General features: G+C 40.3%; 15 protein-coding genes. 12 read left to right on the forward strand and 3 right to left on the reverse strand.

Annotation, left to right across the window (positions count from 1 at the left end; genetic code table 11):
* Nucleotides 1–30 precede the first annotated feature (30 nt).
* The 3 genes from PQO03_RS01120 to PQO03_RS01130 all read left to right on the forward strand — a co-directional run bounded on the left by PQO03_RS01120 (nt 31) and on the right by PQO03_RS01130 (nt 4826).
* A complete protein-coding gene (locus tag PQO03_RS01120; RefSeq protein WP_274150632.1) occupies nt 31–1479 on the forward strand; it encodes a sulfatase family protein in 1449 nt (482 codons plus the stop codon).
* 13 nt (nt 1480–1492) lie between these two features.
* The gene (locus PQO03_RS01125; RefSeq protein ID WP_274150633.1) at nt 1493–4129 is read left to right on the forward strand and encodes a right-handed parallel beta-helix repeat-containing protein; all 2637 of its coding nucleotides are present in this window, start codon (nt 1493–1495) and stop codon (nt 4127–4129) included.
* Between the two features lie 97 nt (nt 4130–4226).
* On the forward strand, nt 4227–4826 hold the full coding sequence (locus PQO03_RS01130) for an RNA polymerase sigma factor (RefSeq protein ID WP_274150634.1): 600 nt from the start codon (nt 4227–4229) through the stop codon (nt 4824–4826).
* Between the two features lie 14 nt (nt 4827–4840).
* On the opposite strand, the gene PQO03_RS01135 is transcribed toward PQO03_RS01130, so the two are convergent.
* Nucleotides 4841–5719 carry an esterase/lipase family protein gene (locus PQO03_RS01135; RefSeq protein WP_274150635.1) on the reverse strand — a complete coding sequence of 293 codons (879 nt, stop codon included), beginning with the start codon at nt 5717–5719 and terminating at the stop codon, nt 4841–4843.
* Between the two features lie 167 nt (nt 5720–5886).
* Between PQO03_RS01135 and folK the strand changes: the two genes are divergently transcribed.
* The 9 genes from folK to PQO03_RS01180 all read left to right on the forward strand — a co-directional run bounded on the left by folK (nt 5887) and on the right by PQO03_RS01180 (nt 14672).
* Nucleotides 5887–6351 carry a 2-amino-4-hydroxy-6-hydroxymethyldihydropteridine diphosphokinase gene (folK, locus tag PQO03_RS01140; protein WP_274150636.1) on the forward strand — a complete coding sequence of 155 codons (465 nt, stop codon included), beginning with the start codon at nt 5887–5889 and terminating at the stop codon, nt 6349–6351.
* Nucleotides 6348–7022, forward strand: coding sequence for a DOMON domain-containing protein (locus PQO03_RS01145; RefSeq protein WP_274150637.1), 675 nt, complete (start codon nt 6348–6350; stop codon nt 7020–7022). Before folK ends, PQO03_RS01145 begins: the two co-directional genes overlap by 4 nt.
* Nucleotides 7019–8428: a HAMP domain-containing sensor histidine kinase gene (locus PQO03_RS01150; protein ID WP_274150638.1), complete on the forward strand. Its 1410-nt coding sequence runs from the start codon at nt 7019–7021 to the stop codon at nt 8426–8428. The genes PQO03_RS01145 and PQO03_RS01150 overlap by 4 nt, the downstream gene beginning before the upstream one ends.
* Nucleotides 8429–8432: 4 nt before the next feature.
* Nucleotides 8433–8903 carry a T6SS immunity protein Tdi1 domain-containing protein gene (locus tag PQO03_RS01155; RefSeq protein WP_274150639.1) on the forward strand — a complete coding sequence of 157 codons (471 nt, stop codon included), beginning with the start codon at nt 8433–8435 and terminating at the stop codon, nt 8901–8903.
* 131 nt (nt 8904–9034) lie between these two features.
* The gene (locus PQO03_RS01160) at nt 9035–10375 is read left to right on the forward strand and encodes a P-loop NTPase (protein ID WP_274150640.1); all 1341 of its coding nucleotides are present in this window, start codon (nt 9035–9037) and stop codon (nt 10373–10375) included.
* Entirely contained in the window at nt 10365–11042 is a 678-nt protein-coding gene (locus PQO03_RS01165; protein WP_274150641.1) for a hypothetical protein, read from the forward strand. The genes PQO03_RS01160 and PQO03_RS01165 overlap by 11 nt, the downstream gene beginning before the upstream one ends.
* Before the next feature lie 14 nt (nt 11043–11056).
* Entirely contained in the window at nt 11057–12166 is a 1110-nt protein-coding gene (gene ispG, locus PQO03_RS01170) for a (E)-4-hydroxy-3-methylbut-2-enyl-diphosphate synthase (RefSeq protein ID WP_274150642.1), read from the forward strand.
* Nucleotides 12166–13512: a lipopolysaccharide core heptose(II) kinase RfaY gene (locus PQO03_RS01175; RefSeq protein ID WP_274150643.1), complete on the forward strand. Its 1347-nt coding sequence runs from the start codon at nt 12166–12168 to the stop codon at nt 13510–13512. Before ispG ends, PQO03_RS01175 begins: the two co-directional genes overlap by 1 nt.
* On the forward strand, nt 13512–14672 hold the full coding sequence (locus tag PQO03_RS01180) for a class I SAM-dependent methyltransferase (RefSeq protein WP_274150644.1): 1161 nt from the start codon (nt 13512–13514) through the stop codon (nt 14670–14672). The genes PQO03_RS01175 and PQO03_RS01180 overlap by 1 nt, the downstream gene beginning before the upstream one ends.
* On the opposite strand, the gene PQO03_RS01185 is transcribed toward PQO03_RS01180, so the two are convergent.
* Complete coding sequence (locus PQO03_RS01185; protein WP_274150645.1) at nt 14669–17785, reverse strand: AsmA family protein; 3117 nt, start codon at nt 17783–17785, stop codon at nt 14669–14671. The genes PQO03_RS01180 and PQO03_RS01185 overlap by 4 nt on opposite strands.
* Nucleotides 17782–18048, reverse strand: coding sequence for an HPr family phosphocarrier protein (locus PQO03_RS01190; RefSeq protein WP_274150646.1), 267 nt, complete (start codon nt 18046–18048; stop codon nt 17782–17784). Before PQO03_RS01190 ends, PQO03_RS01185 begins: the two co-directional genes overlap by 4 nt.
* Between the last annotated feature and the right edge of the window lie 97 nt (nt 18049–18145).

Below are 18145 nucleotides of genomic sequence, written 5' to 3' on the forward strand. Positions count from 1 at the left end.
AGAAGCTGAATAATTATACAAGGATAAATCATGACTCACTTTTTTAAATTTTCACTTATCGTTAGCTTCTTGGCAAATAGTCTTTTTGCGGAAGCTGCAAAACCTAATATTCTTTTTATCCTGTCAGATGACCAGGCTCTGGAAACTCTTTCTATCATGGGAGAACTCGAATGTAAAACGCCTCATTTGGATAAGCTCGCCGAAGAAGGTGTGCTCTTTACAAGGGCCTATAATATGGGGGCTTGGAGTGGCGCGGTATGCATGGCGAGTCGCGCCATGTTTAACTCTGGCGCCTTTGTTAATAGAGCCAATCAAACGGTGCGTAAGCAGCCTCAGTGGGCTCAAATTATGCACGGGGCAGGTTACAAAACCTACATGACCGGTAAGTGGCATGTGCCTGGAAAGACAGCCAAAAATCCACCCTTTGATGTTGTGAAGGATGTTCGAGGGGGAATGCCTTCACAAACGGAAGCAGGAATTAATCGTCCCTTGAGTCCAGAAGATTATGAAAAGGGCTGGAAGCCCTGGGATAAAAAGCATGGTGGCTTTTGGGAAGGTGGGAAGCACTGGACGGAAGTGACTGCGGGTAACGCGATTGAGTTTTTAGCGGATGTCAAAACTATTGATAAACCCTTTTTTATGTATGTGGCTTTTAACGCACCCCACGACCCACGTCAGGCTCCTAAAGAATACGTGGATATGTATCCACTAGAAAATATAAGCCTTCCCAAGAGTCACCAAGGACTTTATCCCTACCGTAATCAAATAGGCTGTGGTAAACAATTGCGCGATGCCGCAATCATGCCTTTCCCCCGTACGGAATATGCGACCAAGATCAATCGCCAGGAATATTTTGCGTCAACGACCCATATGGATCACAATATTGGGCGCGTTCTCAAAGCACTGAAAGAAAGTGGTAAAGCAGATAATACTTATATTATTTTCACTTCGGATCATGGCTTGGCGGTGGGTGAACACGGACTCGTGGGCAAACAAAATATGTATGAACACAGTATGCGAGCTCCTTTTATTATTGTGGGACCAGATATTCCTAAGGGCGAGCGCAATGAGACTGCAATTTATATACAAGATGCCATGGCCACTAGCCTAGATCTAGGCAAGATCGCTAAACCTGAATATGTGGAGTTCAAAAGTTTATTAGCTTTAATTGAGGGTGATAAGTCCCCTCATTACCCAGTGATTTTCGGTAAATATATCAATTATCAGCGTATGATTCTCAAAGATCAGTGGAAACTAATTGTTTATCCTTATGCCAAGAAATACCGTCTTTTTAATTTGGAAAAAGATCCTAAGGAAATGAAAGACCTATCTGATAATGCGGAATATAAAGCTGTGTTGGAGAGTCTCAAACTTGAGCTCAAAGAACTCCAAGTTCAAATGGGTGAGGAATTTGATTTTGAAAATCCGCCGCCGATTGATTACGCAGCACTCAAAAAATTTAAAAAGAAAAGTCATTAAACAAGGAAAAGAAATGAATTGTAAATGGTATGTCCTTATTGGTATCGGCTTAGTGAGCAGCTTAAGCTCTTGCGGTGAAAAGCTCGATAAAAGCCAGGTTCTTGAACAGAAAAATCAGCAGCAAAGTAAAGTTATTGAGCTCCCCAGCTTCTCAGGAAAGACCTATTTTGTTTCCGTAAATGGCGATGATAGTCAAGCGGGAACTTTAGAGCAGCCCTTAAAATCTTTAAGCAAGTTAGTCGCTAAACTTGAGCCTGGGGATGGTGTTATCATCAGGGGTGGTCGCTACCGAGGACTTATCGATATCAAGGGTTTAAATGGTCTTGAATCTAAGCCCATTAGTTTTATTGCCTATCCCGGAGAAAAGGTTGTTTTTGATGGTTCAGTTGAGCTCCAGCAATCTTGGCAAGAAGATGAGAAAGGGATTTTTCGTAGCCAATTAGATTTCGATATTACGCAAGTCTTTATAGAGGACGAAATGTGTATTACCGCGCGTTGGCCGAATGCTTCATTTGAAGACGACTCAGTTTTTGATATGGAGTCTACTTGGCGTCACCAGGGCACAGAAAGTAGCTTTGGTGAGATGGTGGATGCCAGACCAAAAGGACTTGCCGAAAGTGTGAATAAGCAAAGCTTATCTCAAACAGGAATTGATTTCACCGGTGCCGTAGCCGTTCTCAATATCAATGCGTGGATGAGTTATGCACAAAAAGTGGCCAGTCATGAAGCCGGAAGTGATCGCTTTAGCTACGATACAAAAAGTATGGTGGGCAACTTAAATATGCTTAAGAATGAGAAGTTTTTTGCTCATAAGAAAAAGTTGGGACATTACTATTTAGAAGGTCTCATGGCCTTGGATGCCGAAAAAGAATGGTATTTCACTCCCGAGAATAAAATGCTCTACCTCAAGCCACCTGAGGGAAAGAGTCCCAAAGATCTGATGATTCTCGGCAAGGTCCAGGATTATAACCTTCAAGTAAAAAATTCTAGCCACTTGGATTTCAAGGGTATACAATTCTTTGCAAGCACACTGAAGTTCGATGAGTGTACAAATATGACTGTAGATGAATGTCACTTTCTCTACCCTTCTTTCAATAAGTTTGTTCTGGGTGAATTTGGCAAAAATAAATACACGAGTATTCAAAATCGCCTCACATCAGAAATGAAGCCGACGAATAACCGCGTGCTCAATAGCGTTTTTGAATATGCAGATGGCCCCGCTTTAGCAATGAGTGGATATAGAAATTTAGTAGAGAATAACCTTTTTCATCACATCGACTTCACCTGTATTGGCGGTGGTGGTGGTGGCACAATAGAAATGGGAAGTGGTCGTCATACAACTTTCCGCTACAATACGGTTCACACTGCCGGGAACTCTGAGGGTTATCGTTCTGGTCCAAGTGATGTAGTTGAGTATAACTATCTCTACGATATGAGTTTGCTTCAGCACGATGGGTCGGCAATTAACTGTGGTGTCAATGCCATAAAAGACGTCAAAGTCAGTCACAATTGGATTCATGGACTACGCAGTAAAGCAGCGATACGTTTTGATAGTTCAAGCATGTTTAGTGCCTATGTTAACTGGGGAGAAGGGGGCACAGTTAATCATAACGTGGTCTGGGATTCAGCGGGGCTGAAACTTAAGGGTGATCGTCATCTGGTATTTAATAATCTATCTTTTGATGCTTATGCTCCGGGAAAAACAGATATTGCGCTTCCCTGTGTACCTTTGATGGGTGGCTACAATCGTTATTCTGTCGTGAATAATAATATTGCTGGGGCCATCAACGGACACTTTGCCGTTGGCCGTGGGATACCACTTTTTTGTAAAAATGAAAATAATATACAAAGTGATCCACGTTTAGTTTTAAGAGATCCCGATAATTTAGATTTTCGACCGCTTAGTGATGATGTGTTGCTCAAGAAAAGCAATAGTCATAGCGCCAATATCGGTCCTTATGGAGCTCAGGATAAAAACTATTGGATTCCCGGTTACAAAGCTGAAAAAAGTTCAATGCCGGTACCACCTGATCAATCAAAAAATGTTAAAAATGAGCTAGATCTTATGTGGCGTCCAGCTAGGGCTAGTGAGTCGTTTGATATCTATTTTTCCCCGGATAAGTCTGTGATAGAATTGGCAGATAAGCAATCTCAAGCGTTTAAAGTGAATCAGCAAGAAAACACCTTTAGTCTTGGTGAAATTGATCCACTAAAAACATATTACTGGCGTGTGGATAGCTATGTAGATGGCGAAGTTCGCAAAGGGGATATATGGAGTTTTGGTGGTGTCGAAGAGCGTCAAAAATATAATTATAACTATCCTATAAAACCGGTGCCCTTAGCCAAGAAAATCACTTTGCCCGAATGCATAGTAAAAGGGGACTTAAGTCTTGATTCAAAAAAGAAAATTGAGCAGCTCTATAAGCGTTTTTGGTGGGATGAAAATTCCAATTGGTATAAAACATTAAAGCAGGAAGAGGCAAAGCTTAAGCTTACAGATAAAAAATATGCTCTTATTCAGCGACGTCTTGAAGACTTTCGAAAAATGGAGCATGGATTTATGATTGAAGAGGCATCTAAAGTCTTGGATTCCAAAGAGCTAGGAGTGCTTCGTGCTTGTCTTGCTAATAGGGTTTATAGCATGAAGTGAAAAGATTTACATACTATTCTTTGTTTGATCACTCAGCGTAGAACTTGTTAGAGATTACAGATACCGTATATTCATCTAAATTTATTAGGATGAATATATGACTGATTGGAATACGCGTCAGACGCTATTGATACGAGCTAAGAATCACGATGATGAATCAGCTTGGGAAGAGTTTGTTTATTATTACCGTCCCTATCTCTATGTGATTGCGAGGCGGATGAATTTAAGTCATCATGACTCTGAAGAAATCAGTCAAAATGTCTTGATCAAACTTTGGGACAAGATGCCGGACTTTGATTACAGTCAACAAAAAGGCCGTTTTCGCGGCTGGCTCTGTACAGTCACTGGAAACACAGTGAAAAACTTCCTAAAATCTCAACAAGCTCGTCTCAAACGTTATGAGAAAGTGAAACGTCAGGAAGTTGAGGGTTACCTCAATGGTGTAAGCTTACCTGAGATCGAAGAAATTGCTGAGACGGAATGGCGAACGTATATGGCGAATTTGGCTTGGAATAATGTAAAAGATGATTTACACCCCAATGCACGTGATACTTTTATGATGTTTCGCGAAGGCAAAAAAGTTACCGAGATCGCCGAAAAATTGGGTGTGGCAGAAGGCTCTGCCTACGTCTATAAAAAGCGTGTTGAACAAATTCTTTTCAAAGAAATTAAGCGTCTAGAAGAAGATATTACTTAGTTGATTGAGCGCTTTTAGAAGTGTTTTTTTTGTAGAAAAGAGCTGACGACTTTGTGACTTTCGGGGTGATTCATGATGAGCGTGTGACTTGAGTCGACTTTGACGTGTTTTGCGGAGCCCGCAAGTCTGGTGCGACTCTCGCAAACTATACCATCACTCTTTTCATTAAAGAAGAGGCCCAAGGGCCAATTAGTTAATTGACTAGGACGTTCGCCGGCAATGGTGATGAACTCACATGCTGGAGCGGGAAGTGTGCTCATTAAATCGCTCTGAGAATAAAGTTGTGAGCCAGCGGGACCTAGAAGAAAGTTAAGTCGATATTTTTTTAGTGTATCGCAAATTGTTGAGCCCTGATTGGGGGCGGCCATAAGTACCGCTTTCTGAATTTTAAGTTGCGGGCTTATTTTTCGAAAGAGAATCCCGCCAAAGCTATGAGTGATGACATAGTTATCTCTATCTTGGTGTTCATTAAAAAGTGTCAGTAGTCTTTTAGATAGGCTATCGGCATTATTGAGCATGCTAGAGTATTCTATGTTATAGACTTGGTAGCCTTGGGCGCTAAGTTCTGTTGCGAGCTGAGCCATGGAATGATGGCTACGACCGAGGCCGTGAATAAGGAAAACTTGCGGTTTTTTAATTTGAGGTTTTAGTGCCAATAATCGCGTGCGACAATGGTCTTCACTTCCCCATGTGAGGCGCAGGTAATCATCTTCAAGTAAACGACAGTGACCAGTAATCACATTTTTTTGGATTTTATAGTTTCCTGCAAGGGAGATATCGTTCCAAAATTGCATACCACCTAAGGTGGGAACGGCGGCAAATGTTTGCAGATTGAGCGTAAAAATAAATAAGAAGAATAAGCGAGTGGCACGTAGTCGAAGTAGTTTAGTCATGGTCTTAACCTTTTTGTAAAGAATACAGACAAGGTAGGGCGTGTTGAAGAGTAAGCTATTGAATTATAGTGACGGCCACTATTGATTTAAGTGATATACGCATAAGTTGGTTGGTTAAAGTATTTAGCTGGGGCTATTGTTAGAATGAATTTTTTAGGACTGTTTAAATGATGAAAAAAGTAGCTTTAGCACTGGGCTCCAATATGGGTGAGCGCGAGGTGTATTTTGATTATGCCCTCAAACGTTTGGTAGAAGAGGGTTTAGAGAATTTGCGAATGGCGCAAATTGTCGAGAGTGACCCCATGTATTGCCCCGAGGGTTCTGGCCTTTATTTAAATTCAGCTTTGATTGCGGATTGGGATGGCGAAGCCTTGGACTTATTGCAGCTCTGTTTGAAAATCGAAAAAGAAGCTGGCCGAGAGCGGAGCGGAATTATTAATGAATCGCGTTATTTAGATTTGGATGTTTTGCTTATAGCCGAAGATACTTATGACTTGCCAGATTTAATTGTACCTCATCCGCGAATGCTCGAGCGAGATTTTGTGCTGGGGCCCTTAGCTGAACTTGCTTCAGAATGGTTAATCCCTGGTGCGAATAAAACGGTTGGACAATGTTTGGCGGAGATTAGATGAAAATAGCCATTTTGTTATTGTTTTTCCTAGGATCAATCTTGTTTGGCGCTGACATAAAAGTTGCTGACTTTGATGGTCGTGATTGGTCAAAAGTTGCTGTGCACCAAATGAAAGTCGATGGTTATAAAGAACTGCTGAAATTACAGTGTGCGATCCATAAAGAAAAACTTTCAATACGTGTGCGGATTCCGCAAGAAAACCCTTCTATGAAGCATCGTCCATGGGTGCTGAAAGATGAGAAGTTTGTGGTGGGTAAGCAATTGGAAGACAGCTTAGCGCTGCGCTTTTCGCAAAAGGGAAAAGAGATTCAAGATCTATGGTTTTGGGGAGCCAATCGAACGCAATGGGGAGTTGCCGACGATGGTTTTTTTAAGGATAAGAAATATTTTTCAGATGGCGGAAAGGGGCCTTGGAAACTGAATTTAGAGCTAGGCTCATTTCATCAAAATCGCAATCGTTATTTAGAGCAAAAAAGTCAAGGAAGTCGCTCGGATGTGAGTGTGAAATCAGATTATAAAGAGGGTGCTTGGGAACTGGTTTTTTCACGTTCGATAAGGACGATTAATAAGGATGATCTTAGTTTTGATTCACTGCTTGAGCTTACTGTGAGTAAAGATCCTAAAGTGAAGGGCCCTGTAATGAAGCTCACTTTTGAAGGCGCAGATAAATGAGTTTTAAACTTTTGAGAAATGTAACTCTGGGTATTTACCTGTTATTAGGGGGGCTCTTTTTTTATGCTCAAATTCATGCTTATATGGGCAATGCACTAGATTTAGAAGCAGAACGAAATTTATCCAAAAAAGAATACAATGACTTAAAGGCCTACGCCTCTTCATGGGAAAAAGCCAAGCTCGGTGAAGCTCAAGTAGCACCGACTGTCTTACATAAGGATTTGAAGATCTTGGATCATCTAGTAATGACTCTCAAGGAGCAAGAGGCTTTCAATTCTAATTCAGAAGAATACCTGCTTATTAGTCATGCGATAGAGAGTCAAAAAATATTTATTAGTCAATTGATGAAAGAAGAATTGGATCGTCAGGTCCATTTTTATATGAAGTCAGGTACAGCGGCGAGCCTCAAGATTCGTCGAGGCGCGGAGAGGATTTTTTGGAGTTTTCTCATTTTCTTCTTTGGCTTTGGAGCCTTGCTCTTAGTGATGATTCGTTCGGTTCGGAAACCTTTGGATGAAATGGCGACTGCCATGCGCGAAGTCCGCAAAGAAAATTTTGCGTATAGTTTACCGATTGATGAGGAGCGTAGTGATGAATTGACGCAATTAAAGCGTGATTTTAATATCATGATTCGCAAATTAGAAATTCTTCATCGGCGTACAGAGGAAAGTCGTGAGCAGCTGCAGCACGATGCAAAGCAATTGAAGGAATCAGTGATTTCTAAAACGCGCTTTATTCGTCATCTAGGCCATGAATTGCGTTCCCCACTTGCGGCGATCAGTAGTTTTTCTGAACTTATGCTCGAGGGTTTGCACGGAGATATTACGGTTAAGCAAGAAGAGAGCCTGCAAAGAATTATGGCAAACGCAAAAAATTTATTGGATTTGGTGAATGACTTAGTCGATCAGGCAAAAGCTGAAGCGGGTGTATTGGAATTAAAGCTCGAAGCATGCGACATGGGCGATTTCTGTGGTGATGTATTGGAGAGTGTAAAAATCGAAGCCGAGAAGAGCGGCTTGGAAGTTGCTTATATAATTGGGGATAAGGACTTAGTTTGCGCCATTCACCAAGTGCGCTTTCGCCAAGTTTTGGTGAACCTCATTAGCAACGCCATAAAATTTAGTAAGCAAGGAGGTAAGCTGGAATTGCGGCTTCAGCAAAAAGGAGAACTTGTGATGATAGAGGTAGAAGACGATGGGCTAGGTATTTCGCCGGCTGATCAGCGTAATATATTCATGGAGTTCCATCAAGGAGATACTTATAAAAAAGATCAAGGCGCAGGCTTAGGCTTACATCTATCTAGACAGGTAGCTCGTTTGCACGGCGGTGATATTACAGTAATTAGTGAAAAGGGAAAAGGCAGTATATTTCGAGTACAGCTTCCCTTAAACAAACAGAAAGGATAGTTTTATGGAATTGAGTTTAAATGAATTACTTTGCATACCACAAAGGGAATTACCAAGAGAAGAGATTTTATCTTCATGGTCTTGGTTGACGACGGATTTACCGGTCTTATTTACGGCAATGGGCGATGTATTTGTCCAAGCAGAGGATGCCACAGTCTTGCTTTTGGATGTTACAGTCGGTGAGTTAATTGAAGTCGCTAAAAATGGTGAAGAATTTCAGCAACTATTAACTGATAATGAATTTGTTGCGGATAAGTTTTGTGCAGATACGGTGGCGTCTTATCTAAGAGCAGGCAAGGAATTAAATGCTGGTAAGTGTTATGGCTATAAGAAACCCTTGGTTCTTGGTGGTGATGAAAAAGTTCACAATTTGAAAGTTTCCGCGATTGAAGACTACCTCAAAGCCATGGGTGAACTCCATGAGAAGCTCAAAGATTTACCCGATCAATCAAAGATCGACATGGACTTCGAATAAAGGAAGTAAGTTTACTGGCAGTATAGCGCTGTGTTTGCCTCTTTTGACAAGTCGAAAAACATGTTGACATGAAGGGACTTTGACCTATCTTTGAGGCAATTAAATTAGATAAATTGAGTATAAAAAATACCATGAGTAAAGAAGAAGCTGTATTAGAAGTTTTGTCTGTGATCATTGATCCCGATTTGGGAAAAGATATTGTGAGCTTAGGTTTTATTAAGGATCTTGAGATTTCAGATAAAGGCATCGTTGATTTTGCTATTGAATTGACGACTCCAGCTTGCCCAGTGAAAGAAGAGTTCCGCAGTCGTGCGACGGCTTTGGTCGAGAGTTTATCTTGGGTGACTGAAGTTAATATTACAATGACTGCCCAGCCTCAGAAAGATATAAATGCGAATCGTGCAAAAGGTGTTGCTAAAGTTAAGAATATAGTTGCGGTAACCAGTTGCAAAGGCGGCGTGGGTAAATCGACAACAGCGGTAAATTTAGCTTATTCACTCAAGCGTACAGGTGCAAAAGTCGGTATTTTAGATGCGGATATTTACGGTCCGAGTTTACCCGTCATGGTTTCACCTGAAGATACGGATATTTATCAAGGCGGAGGCATGCTTCTTCCTTTGGAATACGAAGGCGTCAAGTTAATGTCGTTTGGTTTTTTAAATACTGATCAAGAAGCGGCGATTATGCGTGGTCCTATGGTGAGTCAGGTTATTGGCCAAATTGGCGGTGGTTGTGACTGGGATGAGTTAGATTATTTGATTGTCGACTTTCCTCCGGGAACGGGAGATATTCAATTGACTCTACTGCAATCCTTGCCTTTTACGGCAGCAGTCATTGTGACGACACCACAGAATTTAAGTTTTATAGATGTTATCAAAGGCATCAAGATGTTTGATCAGCTCAATGTACCTAGTGTAGCAGTGATCGAAAACATGTCTTACTTCACTTGTGGGAACTGCGACGAAAAGCATCGTCCATACGGTCAAGGCGCACTCAAAAAATTAGTGGATATGTATGGTTTTCGCCATGCCTTTGAGTTGCCAATTGATACTAAGTTGAGTGATGCAGGCGATACGGGTATACCTCCAGTTTTGGCTGAGCCCAATGGTGAGTTAGCACGTTATTTTAGTGATATAGCCTCTTCTGTGGCGCGAGAAATTAGCCGTATAGAATATTTAAAAGAAGATAAGCCAACAGTAGAATATATTGAAGATCGTGGCGTTGTCTTAAAGCAAGGCGAGAAAGAGTTGGTATTTGAGCCCCGAGAATTGCGTTTAGCTTGTTACTGTGCAGCCTGTCGTCATGAGTTTACAGGCGAGTATATCTTAGACGAGAAATCAGTTCCTGCTAATGTGAAGCCCGAAAGCATACGTGCCATGGGGAATTATGCAGTTTCAGTCATATGGTCAGATGGACATAGTAGTTCAGTCTATGCCTATGATAAATTATTTGAGATGAAAGATGGAATTTGATGATAATATTTGGTATGCGGTCAACGAAACACGTATCATTTTAGAACCCGAAAAAGTACTCGAGACTTTTGGTCAAACCAAAATTAAATATCGCATTGTTTGCCAGAGTTCTGATAATTTATGTAAAGTTCGCGAAGGAGTCATCTTAACAGAGAAGCCTTTGATTCTGAGTGCGACTCAGTTTGCTCAAAAAGTACTGGAAGGCTTTGGCCCGAAAGCAAGTGAGTATGCGGATTGGCTTAAAGGTCATGGTGATTTACTCAATGTGATTCAGTATGGTCTGCAAATTCGTAAAGAAGAGGTTTCGGAGAGCGAAATTCACGAAGGGCTTGAAACCGCAGTAGCGAAAGTAGTTGAAGTTGCCGAGAAGGATAAGATGATCAATGTCGTCATCCAAGGCGTTGATGAGATGTGGGAAGTTTCCTTGTTGAAATTCATGCAATCTTATATGCAAAGATCTGCGCCAGTTAATTTCCAAACTTTCCAAGCTCATCAAGTCAATGCAAACGAACAAATTGGCAGAGAACAAGATAGTTATATAGAAGATCGTTTTTATGAAGCCCGAGGCAATAAAGCCAAGATTAATGATCTTGGGAAAGAATTGCAAAATTTTGGTAGATTTCAAGAATTTGAAGACCGCTTTTACGCTTTGTTGCGTGAGTGTTAAATCAGGAGAATAAAATGGCAATACGCGAAGTAAAAATTGGTACACATACCATCGGAGAAGGTCATCCTGTCTTGATTCAATCAATGGCAGCTACACGTACGCAAGATTTAGAAGCGACCTTAGAGCAAGTGCTGCTTTTACAAAAAGCAGGTGCAGGAATTGTGCGAGTTGCAGTTGATAACAAGAAAGATGTTGAAGCCTTAAGGTGGATTCGAGATCGCAGTGAAGTGGCTTTGTCGGTCGACTTACAAGAGAATTATCTTTTAGCCGCTGACGTGGCCCCCTTTGTAGAAAAATTTCGTTATAACCCGGGACATTTACATCATCTACAACCATCCAAGACTATTGAAGAAAAAGTAGCTTGGTTAGTTGGTGTAGCGAAAGAGCATGATTGTGCTGTTCGCATTGGAGTCAATTGCGGTTCCGTTGCCCCAGATTTTTTAGAGAAATATGATGACAAAGAAGAAGCGATAGTTCAAAGTGCCCTCTATCATGCAAATTTACTCGATGACTTAGGTTTTACTCGTTATTGCGTATCCTTGAAAGATTCTGACCCGAAAACAGTTTTGCGCGTTAACCGCAAATTTCATGCTGAAAAGCCTGAAGTACCTTTGCATTTAGGTGTGACCGAAGCGGGAATGCCTCCTGCAGGTGTGATAAAAAGTCGTGAAGCTTTTGAGCCCTTGTTGAAGGAAGGGATTGGTTCAACTTTACGTGTGAGTTTAACGTTGCCTTTTGCCAAAAAAGATGAAGAAATTCGCGTGGGACATAAAATTGTTGAAGATGTCTTAGCAGGTCACTTCTGGAATCAAGAATATGTTCAAGATGGCTTCAATATAATTTCTTGTCCCAGTTGTTCACGTGTTGAAAATGAAAAATTTATTGAGCTAGCAGAAAAGGTTCAAGAATTCACGGAAGCTTTGCCAAAAGATAAGCCGATGACGATTGCGATCATGGGCTGTCGAGTCAATGGACCTGGTGAAACGGATGATGCCGATGTAGGGCTTTGGTGTGGACCGCGGCACGTAAATATGAAGCGTGGTGGCGAAGCAGTTGGTGCCTTTACTTATGACGAAATTATCCCGAAACTCAAAGAAGAAATAGATAGCTTTTTAGCGGAATAATGGAAAAATTCTTTATTGAGTCGCTCTCCTTAGATTTGCTCGAGGAGGTGCGTATCCTACCGGGGAAACGCTACGTTTGTCGTGGGATGAAAGACGGTGAAGAAGTCTATTTAAAGTTTTTTTATGGATCTGGATCGGAACGCTATTTTAATCGTGAGGAAGCGGGTTTAAAACTACTTTCCGATAATGGTTTCTTAGGACCGAAACTACTTGATAGCGGTGAAATAGAGGGGGCTTTATTGCCCGGCCTCTGGCAAATTAAGACAAAAGTTTATTTCGTGATTACTGAAAAAGTTTCTGGAGTGAGTTTATCGGAACTATGGTCAAGCACAACAGATAAAAAAAGCTTAATGCAGCGCCTAGTTAGTTTGATGAGCCAGTATCATCAGGCAGGGATTATGCAGACGGACCTTCATTTCGGCAATTTCATGATTGATGACAATGAGATTGCTTGCCTTGATGGTGATGGTTTAAGGAAATCGAAATCTACTGAAAAGCACTTGGAAAACCTAGCACTACTTTGTGCCCAGGCGGGCTTTTACTGTCCGCTCACAATAGAAGAAATTCTGGACTGTTATCAAAGTGCGGTAAAGAAAGATAAGTTCGAGAAAATATTCCAAGAGGTTCAGAAATGGCGTATTGAACGACTCTTAGCTAAGGTTCAGCGTAATTGTACCGCAGTTCATGTACGTAGGAAAAAAGCCGATACGATCCTCATTAATAAAAAATGGGATAGCGATGAACTAAACGCATTTCTTAAGAACCCGAATAAAGAGCTGGATGAAGGCCGCGCAAAAATCCTCAAAGCCGGCAATACCTGTACGGTGTATCAAATAGAAATTGATGGCCGTGAAATGGTGATCAAACGCTATAATCCGCGCAAAGGCCTTAAGGGTAAAATGGATGTTTTACGAGCGGGGCGTTCAAAGACCTGTTGGTCCCATAGTTTTGTGATGCGAGATAATTTTTTGAGCACTCCTGAGTCAGTAGCCTTGTTGATCCGCAAAGAGGGTGTGACTCGCTGTGATTGGTTAGTGACACGTGTGGCATCGGGGGATTTATTGTCTGACTATGTAAGTGATTTAGCAAAAGCAGAGAATATCTTATCCGAAGTGCAGTCTTTTTTTGATGCAATGAAACAGGGCCGTTTCTCTCATGGTGATTGTAAGGCGACAAATTTTATAGTGGGACCCGATGCTAAGTTGCAGGTCATAGATTTGGATTCGAGTATTTTTCATAAGTGTACAACGAGTTTTGAAAAAGCTTATAAAAAAGACAAGGCTAGATTCTTGCGTAATTGGCCTGATGAGATCAAAAAGTTTTTCACAGAAAAAGTGGTGTTTTAATGGATAAAATAGTAGAATTTTTGAATGACCTTGAGGGTCAGCTTAAAGTGAATAGCTTCAGTAAATTGACCTTAAGTATGAAACGCAATAAAAGTGATCAAGTTAAATCCATTTTTGTAAAGCCAATTAATTTACGAGGTGAGCAAAAGCTTTGCTTTGTCTTTCGTCACCCGACAAATGATGTGACAAAAAATTATTCCTTCGAAGAAGGTCTTGTAGAAATTACAGAGAGCTTAAACGAATCGTTTTTAAAAGCTGATTTGATGAGTGTTAAGCAAGATGTGTTTCTGACTATTGATAAACAAGGCAAGGGAAAGATTAAACGAAAAATGAAAGTCTTGCAATCTCCAGAGACGGTTGATAATAAGCACGACAAGCGGAAAAAACGTTTAATAGAAACCCAGAATAATCTTTACCTCCAAGAGCTCGATATAGTGGATAAAGATGGGCAAGTGAAGCGCAGTCGCGAAGATAAATTTAGGCAGATTAACAAGTTTGTTGAGGTAATGGGACATGTACTGGCTAATCATGGTACAGAGCCTGTGATTGCCGATATGGGTTGTGGCAAAGGTTATTTAACCTTTGCACTCTATGACTATCTAGGTTCATTGGCGATGAAGCCAAAAGTGATAGGTGTAGAGTTAAGACCTAAGTTAGTTGATTTATGTAATCGTATTGCCCAAAAAGCCAATTTTGAAAACTTGAGTTTTGAAGCGGGCTATATCGGACGTTGGGATATTGAGAAATTAGATGTTTTGATTGCATTACATGCTTGTGATACAGCAACAGACGATGCCATTTACCAAGGTGTGAAATCAGGAGCGAAAGTCATTGTTTGTGCTCCTTGCTGTCATCGTCAAGTAAGAAAATCGATGCAGACTAGTGGTGTCTTGAAAGAAATCACGCGGCATGGGATTCTCTTAGAGAGGGAAGCGGAGATTTTAACGGATAGTTTACGCGCACTTTATTTAGAGGCTTGTGGCTATAAAACGAAAGTTATGGAGTTCATATCTACGGAGCACACGCCTAAGAACCTGCTAATCATAGCAGAGAAGCACCAGAACGGCATTGATGCAGAGATATGGAATAGGATTAAGGGCTTGAAGGAGATGTGGGGTTTAAAAGAGCATTACTTAGAAGCCTTAGTGCGAGATCTCTAAAGGAATCCATCTAAAAGATCAAGAACCTTTTGGGTGTTTGACTCTTTTCGTTTCTTTCCCTTTTTCTCACGTTCTTGTTGGCGCTCTTCTTCACGACCTTTGAAGATATCTAAAATACTTTTAGCAGATTGTTTATCTAGTTTGCCTTGGCTAAGTTTTTTAGCGGACTCGAGGTAGGCAATATAAGGGCCGAATTTACTTTCAGCATTGAATTTAATCTGTTCGATTAAAGTAGCAAAAGTGCCATCTTTGGCTTCGCTGACTAATTCGATATGCTCATCGAACTCAAACCATTTTTTTTCTGGATTATAATTCAAGAAATCATCAATTTCATTGATGTTATCAAGGATAGTTTGAGGGGGGATATAGTGTAAATAATCCGATCCGACAAAAGATGACCAGATGAAAAATTGTGATTTGAGGTTTTTTTGGTCCTTATAGACTTTGCCATAGAAATCAAATCCGCCTTTGTCTCCCATGAGCTTAAGTGCTTTGAAGTCAATCTGACCAGCTTTGAACTCGGCTTTAAGAGCACCTTTATCGAATTGTAAGCTATCGGGTTTGAAACCGAGAGTTTTACTTATAAAAGTTTTTTCTTTTTGTTGAAGAGAAAGATTAAGCTTGCTGATGTCCCAATCAATAGCGCCCTTTTTAAGATTGAGTAAGAGTTCTTCGGGGCTTGATCCGTAGGATTCAATTTGTGTCGAGTTGAGATTTATAAGGCCAAAGAAAGTATTGTGAAAATTGGGATCAAGGCTTTTGAGGATGGAGGAAATAAAAGCTAGATCTAAGCTGCCGTTAAAGTTTTCAATTTTATAATGATCCTTACTAAAAGTAGCATTGAGGTTGAGGATATGGGGGCCCTGAACGAGACTAAAGTTTTGGATTTTATTGATGCCCTTGTCTTGATTGAAATTTGTCGATAGGCTAAAAGGGGTGAGTTCCATAATTTTGATGGATGGAAAGTCTATGCTATAGGAAAGTTTTTTGTCTTTAGTATCTTTTGATAGTTTAAGGTTGACTTCGGATGAGATTTTTTGATCTTTAAATTTGGGGATCGTATTGCTTTGTAGAAGGGGGATACATTGCAGGTCATTTAAAACGAATTTCGGGATATGTAAATTAGTTTTCTGGAGAGTGTTCTTTATTTGATTTTCGAGTCGTAATGAATGTACGAAGGCGAGTGGACGTCCTTGGTTGGTGATAGAAAAATCATCGAGATTGAGTATTTGTAGACTCTCTAATAAGTTAGCATTTAATTTTATCGAGCCATTGGCGACGATGTTATTATGCTCATGGATTTTTGCTCCCGAGAGCTTGAATTGAGCTTGTGATTGGATCATCTCCTGTGACTGTGTTACACTGAGCTTATCAAGAGAAAGCAGTACTTGCTGTGGAATGATATCGGGAGAGAGACTTGGATAGGTGTTAGCTTTGATTTGAATGTTGTCTGTATGGATTTCATTTTTTGAGAAATCCTTTTTACTATGAATGATAATTTCTTTACTGTTCATAGTCAGCCTAGCTGAGCTAGGTTCATGAGCTTTGAATTCTAGATTATTCAGGACAGTTTTCAGGGATGAATAGAGAAAGGTGAAGTCAAGAGATGTATTGAGTGTTTTACCAGAGAGAGCTTTGTGTTTGAGTTTTTCAAGACTCCCATTGAAGTGGCCAGTACTTTTTTTGGAGTCTTTTGTGAGGCTGATGCGTGAATTAAGTCGCCCTTCTATATGGTCTTCAGACTTCGTGAAATTATTTAAAAGACTGAGATCGAAATTCTTACTATTAATCGTGCCGTTAATTGTGTCTTGACGCATTGTTGTGTCGATACTAAGCAAGGAATCTTTATTTGAAGTAGCACAGCTGAGAGAGAGTTTTACATTTTGGATAGTTTTATCTACTAGCCTAAGATCAAAATTAAGCTTTGAATTGATTTCTTCTTTCTGGAGGCCGTTATTTACCTTGGTTGTTATCGGGAAATTGTTAAGTTTGAGTTCGCCTTCACTGTGTATCAGTGAGTCATTTTTATCAACAGTGATATCGCCATTGATTTGTGTGTTTACAAAGCCCGCAGGAAGACCTGCTTGTTGTGTGAGCTTTTGCCACCTTGGTATTGATTTTGATTTGGGTGAAAAGCTTAGGGCTATATCCAATAAAGTGGAATTGAGTTTAAGTATTTTAATACGAGCCTTGAGCTTATCTTCACTGATGATCTCAGCATTGAAGTCTATTTTAGATGCTAGATCTTTTGCTTTTGTAGAACTTATAGAGCAGTCAGAAAAAGTGAGTTTAGCTTTCTCCATGCTGCAGTTTAATTCTAGCTGTAAAGCGAGGTCTTGTAAACTTTTGATTTTATCAGTCGATATTTGGGCAATCGAAATAGAGGTCTTGTTTTTGGCGGAGCTTAATGTTTGGTCAAAGGTACCAGTGCTATTTATTATAATTTCTTCAGTGCTGAAGTATTGGGCATCATGACTTTTTTTCATGTAAGCGCCTTCGCATGCGAGCTCAAATTTTTGTCCAGTGCCTAGTTTTGTGATCTCTAATGAAGCGATCTTTAAGTGCTGGTGATTTAGTTTTCCGTAGCGGTCGGCTTTATGTAAAGCTAATTCAGTATTTCGAATTGTGATTTGTTGAACTAAGAAATGGGGGAGCGAAATGGGTTTGTGGGCGATATTAGGCTTACGTTTTGTTTTGTTTGTAGGCTTAGGTTTCGCAGGCTTTAAGCTAATTGTTTTGGCTTTTTTTGGGTTGGACTTAAGTCTGCCTGTAGCGTCAAAGTTGATATTTAATTGTGCATTTTCAAGGATGATTTTTTCAACTTGATAGTTTTTGTTTATGAAATCCCAAAGATTGATTTTTATCTCGAGTGTTTCAGCGTGAATCGTATTGGGGCCAGACTTGGCTTCCAAGTCTTTAAAGTTAAGTTCTCCACTGAGTAATGAAAAATCGATTTCCTTACTCTCAATATCAAAATGAGTTTTTTCTTCAATGAGGGGGATAATGTGTTTACGGATGAAGTTGCTTGAGTTCACATATGCAAAAAAAATCCCCGTGATGACAATGAAGCCCAAGGGGATGATAATTAAAGTTTTCTTTAAGTTTGCTTTCATTCGCCGAATTTAGATTCGAATAAGTCTTTTATTTTGTTGATAGCATCTTCTGAATCGGGGCCGTTTGCTTGGACATCAAGTTCTTGGCCACAGGCAGCCGCCAAAGACATTAGATCTAGGATGTTGCGGCAATTGGCTTCCTCTGAATCTGTTTTGAGTAAAACTTCGCTTTTAAAGCTTCCGAGTGCACGCACAATCATGGCTGCAGGGCGAGCGTGCAGTCCATATTCGTTTGATACGGTAACTTTTATTTGTCGATTCAAGAGTTTTTACCTCAATTAAAATTGGGTGTGGAATATTAAGTGATACTTGATATAGTCAACACCAAAGTTGAGCAAAAAGCAAGAACTTTATAAGGAA

It is taken from the genome of Lentisphaera profundi (genome assembly GCF_028728065.1).
Taxonomy (GTDB): Bacteria; Verrucomicrobiota; Lentisphaeria; order Lentisphaerales; family Lentisphaeraceae; genus Lentisphaera; species Lentisphaera profundi.

Excerpts from the sequence above, each read along its gene's own strand:
- PQO03_RS01135 (WP_274150635.1), bottom strand. The coding sequence starts at position 5,719 with ATGACTAAACTACTTCGACTACGTGCCACTCGCTTATTCTTCTTATTT.
- PQO03_RS01165 (WP_274150641.1), top strand. The coding sequence starts at position 10,365 with ATGGAATTTGATGATAATATTTGGTATGCGGTCAACGAAACACGTATC.
- PQO03_RS01160 (WP_274150640.1), top strand. The coding sequence starts at position 9,035 with ATGAGTAAAGAAGAAGCTGTATTAGAAGTTTTGTCTGTGATCATTGAT.
- PQO03_RS01180 (WP_274150644.1), top strand. The coding sequence starts at position 13,512 with ATGGATAAAATAGTAGAATTTTTGAATGACCTTGAGGGTCAGCTTAAA.
- folK (WP_274150636.1), top strand. The coding sequence starts at position 5,887 with ATGATGAAAAAAGTAGCTTTAGCACTGGGCTCCAATATGGGTGAGCGC.
- PQO03_RS01185 (WP_274150645.1), bottom strand. The coding sequence starts at position 17,785 with ATGAAAGCAAACTTAAAGAAAACTTTAATTATCATCCCCTTGGGCTTC.
- PQO03_RS01145 (WP_274150637.1), top strand. The coding sequence starts at position 6,348 with ATGAAAATAGCCATTTTGTTATTGTTTTTCCTAGGATCAATCTTGTTT.
- PQO03_RS01130 (WP_274150634.1), top strand. The coding sequence starts at position 4,227 with ATGACTGATTGGAATACGCGTCAGACGCTATTGATACGAGCTAAGAAT.
- PQO03_RS01155 (WP_274150639.1), top strand. The coding sequence starts at position 8,433 with ATGGAATTGAGTTTAAATGAATTACTTTGCATACCACAAAGGGAATTA.
- PQO03_RS01120 (WP_274150632.1), top strand. The coding sequence starts at position 31 with ATGACTCACTTTTTTAAATTTTCACTTATCGTTAGCTTCTTGGCAAAT.
- ispG (WP_274150642.1), top strand. The coding sequence starts at position 11,057 with ATGGCAATACGCGAAGTAAAAATTGGTACACATACCATCGGAGAAGGT.
- PQO03_RS01150 (WP_274150638.1), top strand. The coding sequence starts at position 7,019 with ATGAGTTTTAAACTTTTGAGAAATGTAACTCTGGGTATTTACCTGTTA.
- PQO03_RS01175 (WP_274150643.1), top strand. The coding sequence starts at position 12,166 with ATGGAAAAATTCTTTATTGAGTCGCTCTCCTTAGATTTGCTCGAGGAG.
- PQO03_RS01125 (WP_274150633.1), top strand. The coding sequence starts at position 1,493 with ATGAATTGTAAATGGTATGTCCTTATTGGTATCGGCTTAGTGAGCAGC.